Source organism: Pseudomonas sp. SMV71 (genome assembly GCF_052042015.1).
GTDB lineage: Bacteria > Pseudomonadota > Gammaproteobacteria > Pseudomonadales > Pseudomonadaceae > Aquipseudomonas.
Map to the genome: position 1 here is coordinate 153,322 of NZ_JBKGGU010000014.1, position 13,910 is coordinate 167,231.

Consider the following 13,910-nt stretch of genomic DNA (forward strand, 5'->3'; position numbering starts at 1 on the left):
CATGAATGACAGCAGCCGGGAGGTCGCTCACCGAGCGGCCTCGGATGCCGAGCTGATCGCTTGGGTCGATGAGCACGACAACCTGCTCGGCAGCCTGGTGCGTTCGGAACTGCGTGAGCGCGGGCTGATCGGCCGCGGCACCTACATCATGCTGTTCAACTCCGCCGGTGAACTGTGCGTGCACCGGCGCACCCTGAGCAAGGCGATCTACCCGGGTTTCTGGGATGTTGCGGCGGGGGGCATGGTCCAGGCGAACGAGACCTACGCCGAGTCGGCTGCCCGTGAACTGGCGGAAGAGCTGGGCGTGAGCGACGTCGAGCTGACGGCCCACGACCATTTCTACTTCGAGGATCCCGGCAGCCGCCTGTGGTGCTCGGCCTTCTCGGCGGTGTGGGACGGTCCGCTGGTCCTGCAACCTGAAGAAGTGCTCGAAGCGCGTTTTTTGCCCATCGAACAAGTGCTCGACGAAATTCAGCGCAAGCCTTACTGCCCGGACTCCCTGGCGGCGCTCGAGCGCTATTTGCGGGTCCATGGGGAACGCGTCGCAAAGAAGCTATAAATTGGCGCCGATAGGCCCTTAGCAAGTCGGCTTTTTGCCGTTACACTGCGCGACTTTTCAAGCTGTACCGCGTCTGTGGTCCAGTAGCGCTGCCCCTGCCTGAGTGGGGCTTCGCGGTCGGGGCAGGTTGCCCTTCGACCAGTCTTTGTCCTCCCGAGAGGATTGCCGGTGGCCAAAAAAGCCGCATCCTTCGCCGCCCTGGGCGGCCTGGTATTTTCTACCGACGCCGGTCGTCATTGCCCTGATTGCCGTCAACCGGTGGATGCCTGCATCTGCAAACAGACCGTCATCCCCCAAGGTGATGGCATCGCCCGCGTGCGCCGTGAAAGCAAAGGCCGTGGCGGCAAGACGGTGACCACGATCACCGGCGTGCCACTGGCCGAAGACGCGCTCAAGGAACTGGCAACGACGTTGAAGAAACGCTGTGGCACCGGTGGCGCGTTGAAGGACGGCGTCATCGAGATCCAGGGTGACCACGTCGAGCTGTTGCTCGCGGAGTTGGTCAAGCACGGTTTCAAGGCCAAGAAATCCGGCGGCTAGCAGCCTCTGTGAAAACCACCCTCGGCTGGATCCGGACCCTGCGTACGGGATCGCCCGCATGGTTTTCACAGAGCCTGTTATGAACGGGTTTCTAAACTCATCGCTGACAGCAGGGTCTACCCTGCTGACAGACAATTCGTCATTTTCACTCTCTAGACTGCCCCAGCCTCCGACCGGATGGTGCATTTTGACTTCTTTATAGGGGACTTCGATGTCCGTACGACGCACACGCAAAGACGATGGCAGCCAATGGACAGTTGCGGACAGCCGCAGTGTTTACGGGATTCGCCATTGGGGGGCCGGTTATTTCGCGATCAATGAAGCCGGTCGCGTCGAAGTCCGTCCGAACGGTCCCGGCAGCTCGCCCATCGACCTGTTCGAGCAGGTCGACCAGTTGCGCCAGAGTGGCCTGTCGCTGCCTTTGCTGGTGCGCTTCCCGGACATTTTGCAAGACCGCGTGCGCCAGCTCACCGGCGCGTTCGACAGCAATATCGCGCGCCTGGAATACCAGAGCAAATACACCGCGCTCTACCCGATCAAGGTCAACCAGCAGGAGGCGGTGATCGAGAACATTATCGCCACCCAGAACGTTTCCATCGGTCTGGAAGCCGGTTCCAAGCCGGAACTGCTGGCGGTGCTGGCCCTGGCACCGAAGGGCGGGACCATCGTCTGCAACGGCTACAAGGACCGTGAGTTCATCCGGCTGGCGCTGATGGGCCAGAAGCTGGGTCACAACGTTTTCATCGTCATCGAAAAAGAGTCCGAAGTCGGCCTGGTAATCGAAGAAGCCACCTCCCTCAAGGTCAAGCCACAGGTGGGCCTGCGGGTGCGCCTGTCGTCCCTGGCGTCGAGCAAGTGGGCCGACACCGGTGGCGAGAAGTCCAAGTTCGGCTTGTCGGCCGCGCAATTGCTGTCTGTGGTCGAGCGTTTCCGCGCCGCTGGCCTGGACCAGGGCATCCGCCTGTTGCACTTCCACATGGGCTCGCAGATCGCCAACCTGGCCGACTACCAGCACGGTTTCAAGGAAGCGATCCGTTACTACGGCGAGCTGCGCAACCTCGGCCTGCCGGTGGATCACATCGATGTCGGCGGCGGCCTGGGGGTGGACTACGACGGTACTCACTCGCGCAATGCCAGCTCGATCAACTACGACATGGACGACTACGCCGGCGTCGTGGTCGGCATGCTCAAGGAATTCTGCGACGCCCAGGGCTTGCCGCATCCGCACATCTTCTCGGAAAGCGGTCGGTCGCTGACGGCTCACCACGCGATGCTGGTGGTACAGGTGACCGACGTCGAGAAACACAACGATGACGTGCCGGTGATCGAGAACAAGGAGCAACTGCCGGAGACCGTGCAGTGGCTGGTTGACCTGCTGGGCCCGACCGACATCGAGATGGTCACCGAGACCTACTGGCGCGCCACTCACTACATGAGCGACGTAGCCGCCCAGTACGCCGACGGCAAGCTGACCCTGGCGGAAAAAGCCCTGGCCGAGCAGTGCTACTTCGCCGTGTGCCGCCGCCTGCACAACTCGCTCAAGGCCCGCCAACGCTCTCACCGCCAGGTGCTGGACGAACTCAACGACAAGCTCGCCGACAAGTACATCTGCAACTTCTCGGTGTTCCAGAGCCTGCCGGACACCTGGGCCATCGGCCAGGTGCTGCCGATCCTGCCGCTGCATCGCCTTGACGAAGAGCCGCTGCGCCGTGCCGTACTGCAAGACCTGACCTGCGACTCCGACGGCAAGATCAAGCAGTACGTCGACGAGCAGAGCATCGAGACCAGCCTGCCGGTGCATGCCCTCAACCTTGGCGAAGACTACCTGCTGGGCATCTTCCTGGTGGGCGCCTACCAGGAAATCCTCGGCGACATGCACAACCTGTTCGGTGACACCGACTCGGTGAACATCTACCAGAACGCCGACGGCAGCGTGTACCACGCCGGTATCGAGACCCACGACACCATCGAAGACATGCTGCGCTACGTGCACCTGTCGCCGGAGGAGCTGATGACTCATTACCGCGACAAGTGCGCCAGCGCCCGCATCAGCGCCGCCGAACGCACCCAGTTCCTGGATGCCTTGCGCCTGGGGTTGACGCGTTCTTCTTATCTGTCGTCCTGAGGATGCTGCAACCCTCTATGCCAGGGGGTTGTCCACTTGAGGGTGGCGGGATTCCTTGTGGCGAGGGAGCTTGCTCCCGCTCGGCGGCGCAGCCGTCGTAAAACCGGCTGGTGCGGTCTGCCTGAGAGATTGCGTCAGCCTGTTTTGGGGCTGCTGCGCAGCCCAGCGGGAGCAAGCTCCCTCGCCACAGGATGAGTCCAGCGCCATCTTCAACGGATCAGCAATGCCCTCCGATCTGTCAGAAACGATCCCGCATGTTGCGGGATTTTTCCGATAGTCCCGGAGGGCATTCTCATTTGTGCTGCTGCTAATTCCGTAACTCGGTGTTTTTAAGCAGTGCTGTCCTTATTTCGTGTAGTCCCTTTCCGAACTTGTACTTCGGCTCTCTACTCCGCCCTGGCTCTCGGCGAGAATCCCCGGCCGCCCCTCCTGTAGAGAAACGCCGATGTCCGACCCAGCCAGCGAGTCATCATTCCGACTGGAGATTGCCGGTCTGCCTGAACCCTTCGTCGTCCTGGCCTTTACTGGCAACGAAGCCATCAGCGAACCCTTCGTCTTCGAGGCGCAGGTGTTGCTTGGCGATCCGGCACTGGATCTGCAAAGCCTGATGTACCGCAGCGTCTGGTTGAGTTTCGGGCGCGGGGGCCAGGGCATCCACGGCCAATTGCACCAGTTGGTCCAACCTCGCCAAGGAGGCGCCTGCCAGGTGCGCATCGGGCCGAAACTGGCCTGCCTGGCGCAGCGCTTCAGCCAGCGGGTTTTCAGCGCCCGTTCAGTGCCGCAGATCATCCGCCAGGTGCTCAAGGCCCACGGCATCAGCGGACGCAGCCTGTGCCTGGACTTGACGGGTGACTATCCGTTACGAGACATCTGCACCCAATACCGGGAGTCGGACCTGCAGTTTCTCCAACGCGTCTGCGCCGAGGCGGGTATCCACTTTCATTTCGAACATACCCGGCAGGGACATTCCCTGGTTTTCGCTGATCATCGCGCAAGCTTTCCACCTACCGGCGAGGTGATTTACGGTGGCGATGCGGATGCCCCCGCAGTGCGGACATTCAGTGTGCAGACCGATACGGCATCGGCGCTGGCCGCCCAGGGCCGCAGTGACTTGCCGGCCCTGCATTGCGCCCAGGTGTTGACGCTCGAGGGGTATTCCTTTGCAGGCTGGAACCGGCGCTGGTTGCTGACCAAGGTCGAGCATCGCGCCCAGGCGGGCCTGTATGGCAATCATTTCCAGGCCATTGAATGGGGTGTTCCGTTTGTGGTCGAGCGGGTCCCTGCAAAGCCGCGGATGATGAGCCGGCAGCGCGGCTGGGTGGTTGAAGTGGACGAGCCGGCGCTGCAGGAGGCGGGACGGGTAGCGGTGCAGTTCGATTGGGCCTATCAGGGCGAGGGCGCCAGTCCCAGCCATTGCTGGCTGCCGCTGGCGCCGGAGCTGGCCGCCGACGGGCTGGGGAGGCTGCTCGACGGCACCGAGGTGTTGGTGAGTTTTATCGAAGGTGACCCGGATCGGCCGCTGGTCAGCGCCTTCCTCGATTCAGGCCGGCCGGATGAGTCCAGCGCTGGCGCGACGTCTCCCGATCCTCTGCCATCGGCGGTCGATCCGAAGCTGTTGTCCGCCATTCGCAGTGCCGAGCCGCTGGTGTTGCTGTGCCTGTTGCCTGGTGGTGGCTGTTTCAGTCCTTGCGCCCAGCCATTGTGTACCTGTCGGATGCTCACGCGAGTGGCTCCGTGAGCGCTGCGGCCATGTCGGGGGCGACGCCTCAATGGTTGCTGCTCGACGTACCGGGCGCACCCACGGCCGCACGGCTGCTGCAAGAGCAGTTCGCCGAGGCCCGGCGCTTTGCCTTGTTCGAAGGCACCGAGTTGCATGGGGTCAGGGAGCATGGCCCGCTGTTGGTGGATCTGCGCCAGTCGCCGGCGCTGCTCAGTCTCTGCCATCTGGATCCACGGTCCTGGCCTGGGCTGCTGTTGATCAGCCCGGCGCCAGCCAGACAACTGCTGGTGCATCTGCGGCGCATGCTGACGGTGACGCTGGGTCTGCATCACAAAGCGCTGCTGAACTACTACAACCCGCACACCGCCAGCTATTTCTTCGACGGTTGCGACCCGCAATCGCTCAGCTGCTGGCTGGGTCCGATCCGCCTGCTGCGCTGGTTTGGCGGCACCTGGGCCGACCGGGCGATCGGCAGCCAGGGTTGGCAGCAGTTGTCCAATCCGGGATTACCGGTGGCGGCATTGGAAAATGAACACAGCCTCAGCGACCACCAGCAGAGCCAGCTGCAGTTGTGCCTGCTGGAGCGGCATGCCTGGCAGTGGTCCCGTTCCACCGGGCAGGATTATCGTCGGCTTTGGGACGACTTGCAGCAGGGCTTGGCGTTGGGGTTCACCGAGCGGCCGGTGCTCGACGACTGGCTGTGGCTACGCCTGCAATACCCCGATGCGCAGCCGGGACCGGTGCACGGTTCGCAACGCGAGCGTCTGGATCAACTGCGCCGACATTGGCAGGGCGGACAGGGTTGAGCGGTTATTGCCCGCTGTATGCAAGCCAGCGGTCGTGTCGCTGCAACTGCCAGGCGATCGTGCCGAGGGTCAGGCTGCGCAGGGCCATGAACAACAGGAAGGTGATCCACAGCCCGTGGTTGCCCAACCCTTGCAATGCCCAGGCGATGGGCAACGTCAGCAGCAGGGTCAACAGCATGCCGTTGCGCATTTCCCGGGCGCGGGTCGCGCCAATGAACAGCCCGTCGAGCAGGTAGCTCGACACCGCAATCAGCGGCAGGGCCGCCAGGTAAGGCAGGTAGCGGTAAGCGGTGTCGCGCACCTCGGCGATGCTGGTCTGCAGGTCGATGAACAAATGGCCGGCGAGCAGGAACAGCAGCGCAAAGCCGATGCTGGCAATCAATGACCAGCCGCTGGACACCACCAGCGCGCGGCGCAGGGCCAGCCGGTCGCGGGCGCCAATGGCGTGGCCGCACAGCGCTTCGACCGCATGGGCCAGGCCGTCCAGGGCATGGGCGGTCAACAGCAGCCCGTTGAGCAGCAACGCATTGGCCGCCACCGTCGCATCACCCAGGCGCGCGCCTTGCACCGTGATCAGGAAAAACACCGCTTGCAGCGCCAGGCTGCGAATGAAAATGTCCCGGTTCACCGCCAGCAGCGGGCGCCAGTTCTGCCATAAGCCGAGCGCCGCCCAGGCAATCGGCCCCGGCCAGGCGCGCAGGGTTTTGTGGGCCAGTGCCAGGCCTACCAGCGCGCCGGTCCATTCGGCCACCACCGAGGCCCGGGCCGAGCCGATCACGCCCCAGTCCAGGCCGATCACGAACCACACGTTCAAGACGATGTTCACCAGGTTGGTCACCAGCAGGATCGCCAGCGGCGCCCGGGCATTCTGCGCACCGAGAAACCAGCCCACCAGCGCATAACTGGCCAGCGCCGCTGGCAGGCCGAACAGTCGGGTATGGAAAAAATCCCGGGTCAATTGCTCGAGTTCGGCCGAAGGCTGCATGAAGTGCAACGCCACGCCACTCAACGGCACACCGACGACACCGAGCACCACCGCCAACCCCATCGCCAGCAGCAGACCTTGCGCCAGCACCTGCCGCAGCGCCGCGCCGTCACCGCGCCCGGCGGCCTGGGCGGCGAACCCGGTGGAGCCCATGCGCAAGAACCCCATGGCCCACGCCAGCACCGTATACAGGCTCGCGCCAACTGCCACCGCGCCCAACTGATGGGCATGGGGCAGATGGCCGATGACGGTACTGTCCACCAACGCCACCAGCGGCACGGAAATGTTCGAAAGAATCATCGGCGCAGCCAACGCCCAGACCCGGCGATGGGTCAGGCGGTCGCGCCAGTCGGCGATCAGCTTGGACATGAAGGCTCCTGGGTGGAGCGCGATTGTAGCCGGTTCCCGGGGTTATCGTTTCCAATACGTGACTTACGAGACACTCAAAACCTGTGGCGAGGGAGCTTGCTCCCGCTGGGCTGCGCAGCAGCCCCAAAACAGGCTGACGCAATCCCCCAGGCAGACCGCGTAAGCCGGTTTTACGACGGCTGCGCCGCCGAGCGGGAGCAAGCTCCCTCGCCACACAGGGGGTGTTACGGCTGGCGAGCTTCGTTGCTATCCAGCGCTCGGTTTGCCAGCAAGCAGCCCAGTTCGATCAATTGCTGGATGCCCAGGGCGATGTGCCGTCTGGAGCCGTCCAGTTCGAAGGCCAGGTCGTTGACCAGCGCATTGGCCGAAGCCAGGGTTTCGCTGAGGTTGGCGAGCAGGCATTCGACGTCGATGCCGTCGGCCACGATGAACAACTGGCCGGGAGCGGTTTTGGCTTCGGTCGGCTTGGGTTTCAGATAATGGTCGAGGGCGCGTTGGGTGGCTTTTTCGAAGGCTTCTGATGTGAGGGGCTCGCCGGGGGACGGCTGGTCATTGGACGGTGGGTTGGGGGTTGCTTTGAACATGATGAATCTCCGTGATTGGTTGAGCCACCACGACCTATCGCTAAACAAGTAAAGGTGGCGGCTGTACGCAGGTTAGCGATCCGGGTCACAGAAACCCCGGGTAGACCAGAAGGTCTCCCACGCACAGCCACCATGACGAGAGTTGCAGGCTTGAGAAGACTGCAATCGAGACTGGGCATTGTTGCGTCTGTATGGAGCCGGATCGCTAAACCCGATCACTGATTTGTCAGCGACCGGGAAACGATAAAACCCAACCCCAAGGCACACAAGTCGGCGGATTCTGGCGTAGTTGTAGGCGATGGCGCAAGGCGGTGTAGCCGGAGCCTGCACCGAAACGAAAGGAATAAACATCAGGCTCTTGTGGCGAGGGAGCTTGCTCCCGCTCGGCGGCGCAGCCGTCGTAAGCTGGTGCGGTCTGCCTGGAGGATTGCGTCAGCTCATTTGGGGGCTGCCATGCAGCCCAGCGGGAGCAAGCTCCCTCGCCACAGGAGGATGGTGGTGAGCTTAGTGAATAATCCAACTCAACAACCAAAGCCCCAGCACCAACCAGATGATGCCCAGGATGATCGAGGCTCGCATGAACGCGCGGATCGCCGAGTAGAGCAGCATCAGCCCGAGGATCAGGGCGATGATGCTGATGATCGAGGTGTCCATGCCCAGGGCGCGGGACAGGCCGTCGACGAAATTGCCGCCGGCATTGGCCAGGGTGTTGAAGAGGCCGCTGAGCAGGTCGACGATGAACCGGATCACCGAACCGAGCGCCTGGCCGAGCCATTCGAAAAAGCTTTCTACCTGCATGTGTGCATCCTGATCAGAGGGGGTTTTGGTTGAGCTTCTGGCTCCTGATTGTAGGAGCTGTAGCGGTCGCAATCGTTCGATTATGGGGCAAATTGCCGCTTCGTACCGAGGCGCTTGCCTTCCCCCGTCATCCCCCCGAAGCTATGGGCATTCAGGAGAACCCGATGAACCTTGTTGAACTGACCGAACGCCTGCATGCCATTCGTGACCGTAACGATTGGCGGCCATTTCATAGCCCGAAAAACCTCGCCATGGCCGCCAGCGTCGAGATGGCCGAGCTGGTGGAGATCTTCCAGTGGCTGACCGAGGACCAGTCGCGCCAACTGCCCGCCGACAAGCTGGCCCACGCCGGGCAAGAGGTCGGCGACATCGTGCTGTACCTGTTGCTGTTATGCAGTGAGTTGGGGCTGGACATGGACGCGGTGGTACGCAGCAAGCTGGCCGACAGTGAACGGCGGTTCGGCCAATGAGTGACCGTCATTTCGATCAGCTCGCCACGCGTTTTGCCGAGAAAATCTACGGAGGGGCCAAAGGCGCGATCCGTCTGGCGGTGCTTCAGGCCGATCTGCTGGAAGCCTTGCCGGACCGACCGTTGCGCGTGCTCGACATCGGCGCCGGCCTGGGCCACATGGCGTTGTGGCTGGCCGAGCGAGGCCATCAGGTGACCCTGGCCGAGCCCGCCGAGCCGATGCTCGAAGGCGCTCGCCAGCGGTTTGCCGAAGCCGGCCAGAACGCCACGTTCATCCAGGCGCCGTGGCAGGATCTGCTGGGTCAATTGACCGAGCCATACGACCTGGTGCTGTGTCACGCGGTGCTGGAATGGCTGGCCGAGCCCCACGCGATCCTGCCAGTGCTGCATCAGCTCACGGCGCCTGGCGGCTGGCTGTCGCTGGCGTTCTACAATCGTGACGCGTTGGTGTATCGCAATCTGCTCAAGGGGCATTTCCGCAAGTTGCGCAAAAACGACATGGCCGGTGAAAAACAGAGCCTGACGCCGCAGCAACCGCTTGATCCGAGGGAATTGGCGGCGCAACTTGAAAGCCTGTGGCAGGTCGAACGCCAGAGTGGCGTGCGGGTTTTTCATGACTACATGCCGGTGGAGTTCCAGGGCCGCGTGGAGCTGGCCCAGTTGCTGGAAATGGAGCTGGCCCATCGTCGCCATCCAGCGTTTGCCGGGCTGGGGCGTTACCTGCACTGGATCTGTCGGCCCCGTTGATCAGGGCGTAATCGGGAGAGCGGAATGAGCAGTCGTTCAGGGTTGTTGCTACTGTGCCTGGGGCTTGCAGCCTGTCAGGGCAGCAACCCTTATGTCGCCACGTCCAATCCACTGCCACCGGCGCCGCCCGAGGCGGCCACGGTGTTCGACCGCAGCGCCTATCCCGCGCCGCCTCGGGACTACGGGCGCTATCGCAGTTGGGCCTGGCTCAATGGACGCCTGCCGCCAGGCACCGCCTGGGCGGACTCGGCCCAGGTGGCCGAAGCGGTGAGCGAGGCCCTGGACCAGCGTGGTCTGCGGCCGTTGCACGACAACCGATCGGCCGACCTGTTCGTCAGCGCCGACCTGCGCCTGGAGACCCGCGTGCGTCAGGTCCGGGATGATTATGATGCCGGCTATTACGGCGGCTATAACCGTTATGACCGCTACGGCCCGGGTTATGGCATGTACCACACGGTGCCGATGGTGCGCACGTATCAGGAGCAGGTCGTGGTGGTCCGGGTCGATCTGTTCGACGCTCGCAACGGCCAACCGGTGTGGAGCGCCAGCGCCGAGACCAGCCAGCGCGGCAACCAGAGCGAGCGTACCGATGCCATTCGTGAGGCGGTGGAAAAAGCCATGGCGGCTTATCCACCCAGTTGATCAACGCAACGGAGAAAAATCATGTTTCGCCGGCTTGCTGTACTGGCTTTCACACTGCTGTTGGGAGCCTGCGCTTCCAACCAGGTCAACCATGACTTCGACACCACTCGTGATTTTGCGGCGTATCGCAGCTGGAGCTGGAAAGAGCCGGCGCTGCAATACCGCCCCGATGATCCACGGATCAAGAGCGACCTGACCGAACAGCGGATCCGCCAGGCCGTGGCCGACCAGCTCGACCAACGCGGCCTGCGTCCGGCGCCGTCTGGCGGGCGAGGGGATGTGCAGGTCCAGGCCTATCTGATCGTCGAGGACCGCCAACAGCAAGTGACCACCAACTATGGCGGCGGTTGGGGTGGACCCTGGAATGGCTATTGGGGCGGGCCGATGTACAACGAGACCCGCAACATCAGCTACAAAGTCGCCACCGTGCAGATCGACCTGCTCGACGGCAAGGACGGCAAACTGGTGTGGCGCGGCAGCGATGAACAACTGCTCAGCAACTCCCCCAACCCCAACGACCGCAGCAACGCCGTGCGCGAGACTGTGGGGCGGATCCTGGCCAATTATCCACCGCGGTGACTCTCCAACATTGATGCAAGCCGACGCGCCGCCATCGCGAGCAAGCTCGCTCCCACAGGGGAATGGTGGTGAGCGCTGAATCCGTGAACACCCGAGATCTAATGTGGGAGCGGGCTTGCCCGCGAAGACGGCGGCGCATTCAGCACAGAGGCAAGCTGACCCACCGCTATCGCGAGCAGGCTCGCTCCCACAGGGGAATGTTGGTGAGCGCTGAATCCATGAACACCCGAGATCGACTGTGGGAGCGGGCTTGCCCGCGAAGACGGCGGCGCATTCAGCACAGAGGCAAGCTGACCCACCGCTATCGCGAGCAGGCTCGCTCCCACAGAGGAATGGTGGTGAGCGCTGAATCAATGGACACCCGAGATCTAATGTGGGAGCGGGCTTGCCCGCGAAGACGGCGGTGCATTCAGCACAGAGGCAAGCTGACCCACCGCTATCGCGAGCAGGCTCGCTCCCACAGGGGAATGGTGGTGAGCGCTGAATCCGTGAACACCCGAGAATTATTGTGGGAGCGGGCTTGCCCGCGAAGACGGCGGAGCATTCAGCACAGAGGCAAGCTGACCCACCGCTATCGCGAGCAGGCTCGCTCCCACAGAGGAATGGTGGTGAGCGCTGAATCAATGGACACCCGAGATCGACTGTGGGAGCGAGCCTGCTCGCGATGAGGGCGGCACATTCTACATAGCTCCAAGCTGACCCCCCGATCCCAGCTCACCCCGCCGGCCGCCAGCCCCCCACCATATGTTCAAGCTCCCCAGCCCCGATCAGGCGCAAGTCCCCACTGGACCCCGCCGCGCTGGCCTGCAATGTCACCTCGCTGGGCAAACGCACCGGTTTCTTGAAGGTAACCCCGATTTCCACATTGGCCTCGGGCAGGTGGCTGTCCAGGGCCGCGACGGTCCTGGCCTTGTTCCACAAGCCATGGGCGATGGCGGTGGGGAAGCCGAACAGTCGGGCGCTGAGGCCGCTCAAGTGGATCGGGTTGTAGTCCCCCGACACCTTGGCATATTGCCGGCCAATGTCGGCCGGTGCCGCCCAGCGCGCCACTTCGACCAACACCGGGCTGGCCGCAGGCGCATCTTCCAGCAGCGCACCGTCAAGCTTAACGCCCTTGCAGAGCATCTGGCTGCTGGCTTCCCACAGCAATCCCAGTTGGTCATCAATCCGTGTCACCAGCTCGAACACCGCCCCTTTGGGGTGGGCTTGCAGGTTCTCCACATGAACACTGCCCCGGACCTGACTGACACCGCCCATGGGCCGCAACACCCGGATGCGGTTACTCAAGTGAATCAACCCCAGCAGCGGAAACGGAAATTCCCGAGCGGTGAGCAACTGCATCTGCAAGGCAAACGCCATGACGTGGGGATAGGTCGGCGGCAGCAATCCGTTATCGCTGAAACCACAAACCTTGCGATAGGCCGCCAGGCGCTGCTGATCGACCTGAAGCACCTGGCGCAATCCCTGCTCCGGTAATACCTTTCCAGTGACCTTGCGCCGAGTCGCCGCCTTGGAGTACAGCGCCGACATGGAAGGCGCGGCGCTGACCTCTTGCCATTGGATCGTCATCGTCATGCCCCCAAAAGGCTTTGCCCACACACGCGCAGTGCCTGGCCGGTCACGGCGCCGGTGCCCGGTTGGGCGAGCCACGCCACGGCTTCGGCGACGTCCTGGGGCAGGCCGCCCTGGCCGAGGGAACTCATGCGCCGTCCGGCTTCGCGCAGGGCGAAGGGAATTTCGGCCGTCATCCGGGTTTCAATGAAGCCCGGCGCCACCGCATTGATACTGATGCCTCTAGGCTGCAAAGCGGGAGCCCAGGCCTGGGCCAGCCCGATCAAGCCGGCCTTGCTCGCGGCGTAGTTGGTCTGCCCACGGTTGCCGGCGATGCCGCTGATGGACGCCAGCAACACCACCCGGCCATTGTCTCGCAGGGTGCCGCTGTCGAGCAGGGCCTTGGTCAGCACCTGCGGCGCATTGAGATTGACCGCCAACACTGCGTCCCAGAACTCCGGCGTCATGTTGGCCAGGGTTTTGTCGCGGGTGATCCCGGCGTTGTGCACCACGATGTCGACCCCATCGGGCAAATGTTCGATCAACTGCGCCGCCGCGTCCTCGGCGCAAATGTCCAGGGTCAGGCTGCGCCCGCTCAAGCGCGCAGCCAAGGCATCAAGGTCAGTCTTGGCCTGAGGCACATCCAGCAGGATCACGTCGGCACCATCGCGGGCCAGGGTTTCAGCGATGGCGGCGCCGATCCCCCGTGCAGCGCCGGTGACCAGAGCCTTGAGCCCGGTCAGTGGTCGGGTCCAGTCATGGACCTGGGTCGCGCAGGCATTGAGACGAATGACCTGCCCCGACACAAAGGCGCTCTTGGGCGACAGGAAAAACCGCAGCGCGCCTTCCAGCTGGGTTTCGGCGCCATCGCCGACATACAACAACTGCAATGTCCCTCCGTGGCGCAGCTCCTTGGCGAGGGACCGACTGAAACCCTCCAACGCCCGCTGGGCACTGGCCGCGAACGGGTCGGCAAGATGTTCCGGTGCGCGGCCAAGGATCACGACATGGGCGCTGCGGTCGAGATTTTTCATCAAGGGCTGGAAGAACTCGCGCAACTGCTTGAGCTGATCGACCTGCGCCAGGTGGCTGGCGTCGTACACCACGGCCTTGATTTTCGGGCCGTGGCCGGGGATCCATTCAGTCGCCAGAGTCGGTTCGCCGCCGTACACGTAGATAGCGTCGGTCAGGCGTTTGGCGAACGTGCCAATCTGCTCGATCAGCGCACCGCCGCCCAGCAGCAGCGCGCCCTCCACCGGACGCAGCCGCCCGGCCTGCCAACGCTCCAGGCGTACCGGCGAGGGCAGGCCAAGGGCTCCGACCAGGCGCAGGCCAACGGGTGAATTGGCGAAGTCGATATAACGGTCAGACATGGAACACACTCCGGCTGATGAGATCCCAAGTGTGGACCACGATTGGCAATCAGTCGTTCGATC

Annotated in this window: 14 protein-coding genes; 9 read left to right on the forward strand and 5 right to left on the reverse strand. The window is 63.3% G+C overall.

Features of this window, described 5'->3' with window-relative positions; translation table 11 throughout:
* Position 1: 1 nt before the first annotated feature.
* The 5 genes from ACLEJQ_RS16415 (at position 2) to ACLEJQ_RS16435 (ending at position 5,750) form a co-directional block, all read left to right on the forward strand.
* Positions 2–559, forward strand: a complete 558-nt coding sequence (locus ACLEJQ_RS16415; RefSeq protein WP_440796590.1) for an NUDIX hydrolase — start codon at positions 2–4, stop codon at positions 557–559.
* Between the two features lie 168 nt (positions 560–727).
* Positions 728–1,099, forward strand: coding sequence for a translation initiation factor Sui1 (locus ACLEJQ_RS16420; protein WP_440796591.1), 372 nt, complete (start codon positions 728–730; stop codon positions 1,097–1,099).
* Between the two features lie 211 nt (positions 1,100–1,310).
* Positions 1,311–3,224, forward strand: coding sequence for an arginine decarboxylase (gene speA, locus ACLEJQ_RS16425; protein WP_440796592.1), 1,914 nt, complete (start codon positions 1,311–1,313; stop codon positions 3,222–3,224).
* A gap of 445 nt (positions 3,225–3,669) precedes the next feature.
* Positions 3,670–4,962, forward strand: coding sequence for a type VI secretion system Vgr family protein (locus tag ACLEJQ_RS16430; protein ID WP_440796593.1), 1,293 nt, complete (start codon positions 3,670–3,672; stop codon positions 4,960–4,962).
* Positions 4,959–5,750 (forward strand): DUF4123 domain-containing protein, encoded by a 792-nt coding sequence (locus ACLEJQ_RS16435; RefSeq protein WP_440796594.1) that lies wholly within the window; start codon positions 4,959–4,961, stop codon positions 5,748–5,750. Before ACLEJQ_RS16430 ends, ACLEJQ_RS16435 begins: the two co-directional genes overlap by 4 nt.
* Before the next feature lie 4 nt (positions 5,751–5,754).
* On the opposite strand, the gene ACLEJQ_RS16440 is transcribed toward ACLEJQ_RS16435, so the two are convergent.
* The 3 genes from ACLEJQ_RS16440 to ACLEJQ_RS16450 form a co-directional block, all read right to left on the reverse strand.
* On the reverse strand, positions 5,755–7,104 hold the full coding sequence (locus ACLEJQ_RS16440) for an MATE family efflux transporter (RefSeq protein ID WP_440796595.1): 1,350 nt from the start codon (positions 7,102–7,104) through the stop codon (positions 5,755–5,757).
* A 224-nt stretch (positions 7,105–7,328) separates the two neighbouring features.
* Complete coding sequence (locus ACLEJQ_RS16445; protein ID WP_440796596.1) at positions 7,329–7,688, reverse strand: DUF6124 family protein; 360 nt, start codon at positions 7,686–7,688, stop codon at positions 7,329–7,331.
* A 504-nt stretch (positions 7,689–8,192) separates the two neighbouring features.
* Positions 8,193–8,486, reverse strand: coding sequence for a hypothetical protein (locus ACLEJQ_RS16450; protein WP_440796597.1), 294 nt, complete (start codon positions 8,484–8,486; stop codon positions 8,193–8,195).
* A gap of 164 nt (positions 8,487–8,650) precedes the next feature.
* Between ACLEJQ_RS16450 and ACLEJQ_RS16455 the strand changes: the two genes are divergently transcribed.
* From ACLEJQ_RS16455 to ACLEJQ_RS16470, 4 genes are read left to right on the forward strand one after another with little or no spacing between them, the layout of a single operon-like run.
* Positions 8,651–8,956, forward strand: a complete 306-nt coding sequence (locus ACLEJQ_RS16455) for a MazG-like family protein (RefSeq protein WP_024780720.1) — start codon at positions 8,651–8,653, stop codon at positions 8,954–8,956.
* On the forward strand, positions 8,953–9,702 hold the full coding sequence (locus ACLEJQ_RS16460; RefSeq protein WP_440796598.1) for a methyltransferase domain-containing protein: 750 nt from the start codon (positions 8,953–8,955) through the stop codon (positions 9,700–9,702). Before ACLEJQ_RS16455 ends, ACLEJQ_RS16460 begins: the two co-directional genes overlap by 4 nt.
* A 24-nt stretch (positions 9,703–9,726) precedes the next feature.
* Positions 9,727–10,344 carry a DUF4136 domain-containing protein gene (locus tag ACLEJQ_RS16465; RefSeq protein WP_440796599.1) on the forward strand — a complete coding sequence of 206 codons (618 nt, stop codon included), beginning with the start codon at positions 9,727–9,729 and terminating at the stop codon, positions 10,342–10,344.
* A 21-nt stretch (positions 10,345–10,365) separates the two neighbouring features.
* Positions 10,366–10,923: a DUF4136 domain-containing protein gene (locus tag ACLEJQ_RS16470; RefSeq protein WP_440796600.1), complete on the forward strand. Its 558-nt coding sequence runs from the start codon at positions 10,366–10,368 to the stop codon at positions 10,921–10,923.
* Between the two features lie 714 nt (positions 10,924–11,637).
* Here the strand turns inward: ACLEJQ_RS16470 and ACLEJQ_RS16475 are convergent.
* Both ACLEJQ_RS16475 and ACLEJQ_RS16480 read right to left on the reverse strand, forming a co-directional pair.
* Positions 11,638–12,492, reverse strand: a complete 855-nt coding sequence (locus ACLEJQ_RS16475) for a MaoC/PaaZ C-terminal domain-containing protein (RefSeq protein ID WP_440796627.1) — start codon at positions 12,490–12,492, stop codon at positions 11,638–11,640.
* Positions 12,493–12,494: 2 nt separating this feature from the next.
* Positions 12,495–13,847, reverse strand: coding sequence for a 3-oxoacyl-ACP reductase (locus ACLEJQ_RS16480; RefSeq protein ID WP_440796601.1), 1,353 nt, complete (start codon positions 13,845–13,847; stop codon positions 12,495–12,497).
* Positions 13,848–13,910: the final 63 nt, after the last annotated feature.

What these genes read in the sequence shown, in the direction of transcription:
- ACLEJQ_RS16430 (WP_440796593.1), top strand. Translation starts at nt 3,670, where the DNA reads ATGTCCGACCCAGCCAGCGAGTCATCATTCCGACTGGAGATTGCCGGT.
- speA (WP_440796592.1), top strand. Translation starts at nt 1,311, where the DNA reads ATGTCCGTACGACGCACACGCAAAGACGATGGCAGCCAATGGACAGTT.
- ACLEJQ_RS16415 (WP_440796590.1), top strand. Translation starts at nt 2, where the DNA reads ATGAATGACAGCAGCCGGGAGGTCGCTCACCGAGCGGCCTCGGATGCC.
- ACLEJQ_RS16445 (WP_440796596.1), bottom strand. Translation starts at nt 7,688, where the DNA reads ATGTTCAAAGCAACCCCCAACCCACCGTCCAATGACCAGCCGTCCCCC.
- ACLEJQ_RS16460 (WP_440796598.1), top strand. Translation starts at nt 8,953, where the DNA reads ATGAGTGACCGTCATTTCGATCAGCTCGCCACGCGTTTTGCCGAGAAA.
- ACLEJQ_RS16450 (WP_440796597.1), bottom strand. Translation starts at nt 8,486, where the DNA reads ATGCAGGTAGAAAGCTTTTTCGAATGGCTCGGCCAGGCGCTCGGTTCG.
- ACLEJQ_RS16455 (WP_024780720.1), top strand. Translation starts at nt 8,651, where the DNA reads ATGAACCTTGTTGAACTGACCGAACGCCTGCATGCCATTCGTGACCGT.
- ACLEJQ_RS16480 (WP_440796601.1), bottom strand. Translation starts at nt 13,847, where the DNA reads ATGTCTGACCGTTATATCGACTTCGCCAATTCACCCGTTGGCCTGCGC.
- ACLEJQ_RS16475 (WP_440796627.1), bottom strand. Translation starts at nt 12,492, where the DNA reads ATGACGATCCAATGGCAAGAGGTCAGCGCCGCGCCTTCCATGTCGGCG.
- ACLEJQ_RS16470 (WP_440796600.1), top strand. Translation starts at nt 10,366, where the DNA reads ATGTTTCGCCGGCTTGCTGTACTGGCTTTCACACTGCTGTTGGGAGCC.
- ACLEJQ_RS16440 (WP_440796595.1), bottom strand. Translation starts at nt 7,104, where the DNA reads ATGTCCAAGCTGATCGCCGACTGGCGCGACCGCCTGACCCATCGCCGG.
- ACLEJQ_RS16465 (WP_440796599.1), top strand. Translation starts at nt 9,727, where the DNA reads ATGAGCAGTCGTTCAGGGTTGTTGCTACTGTGCCTGGGGCTTGCAGCC.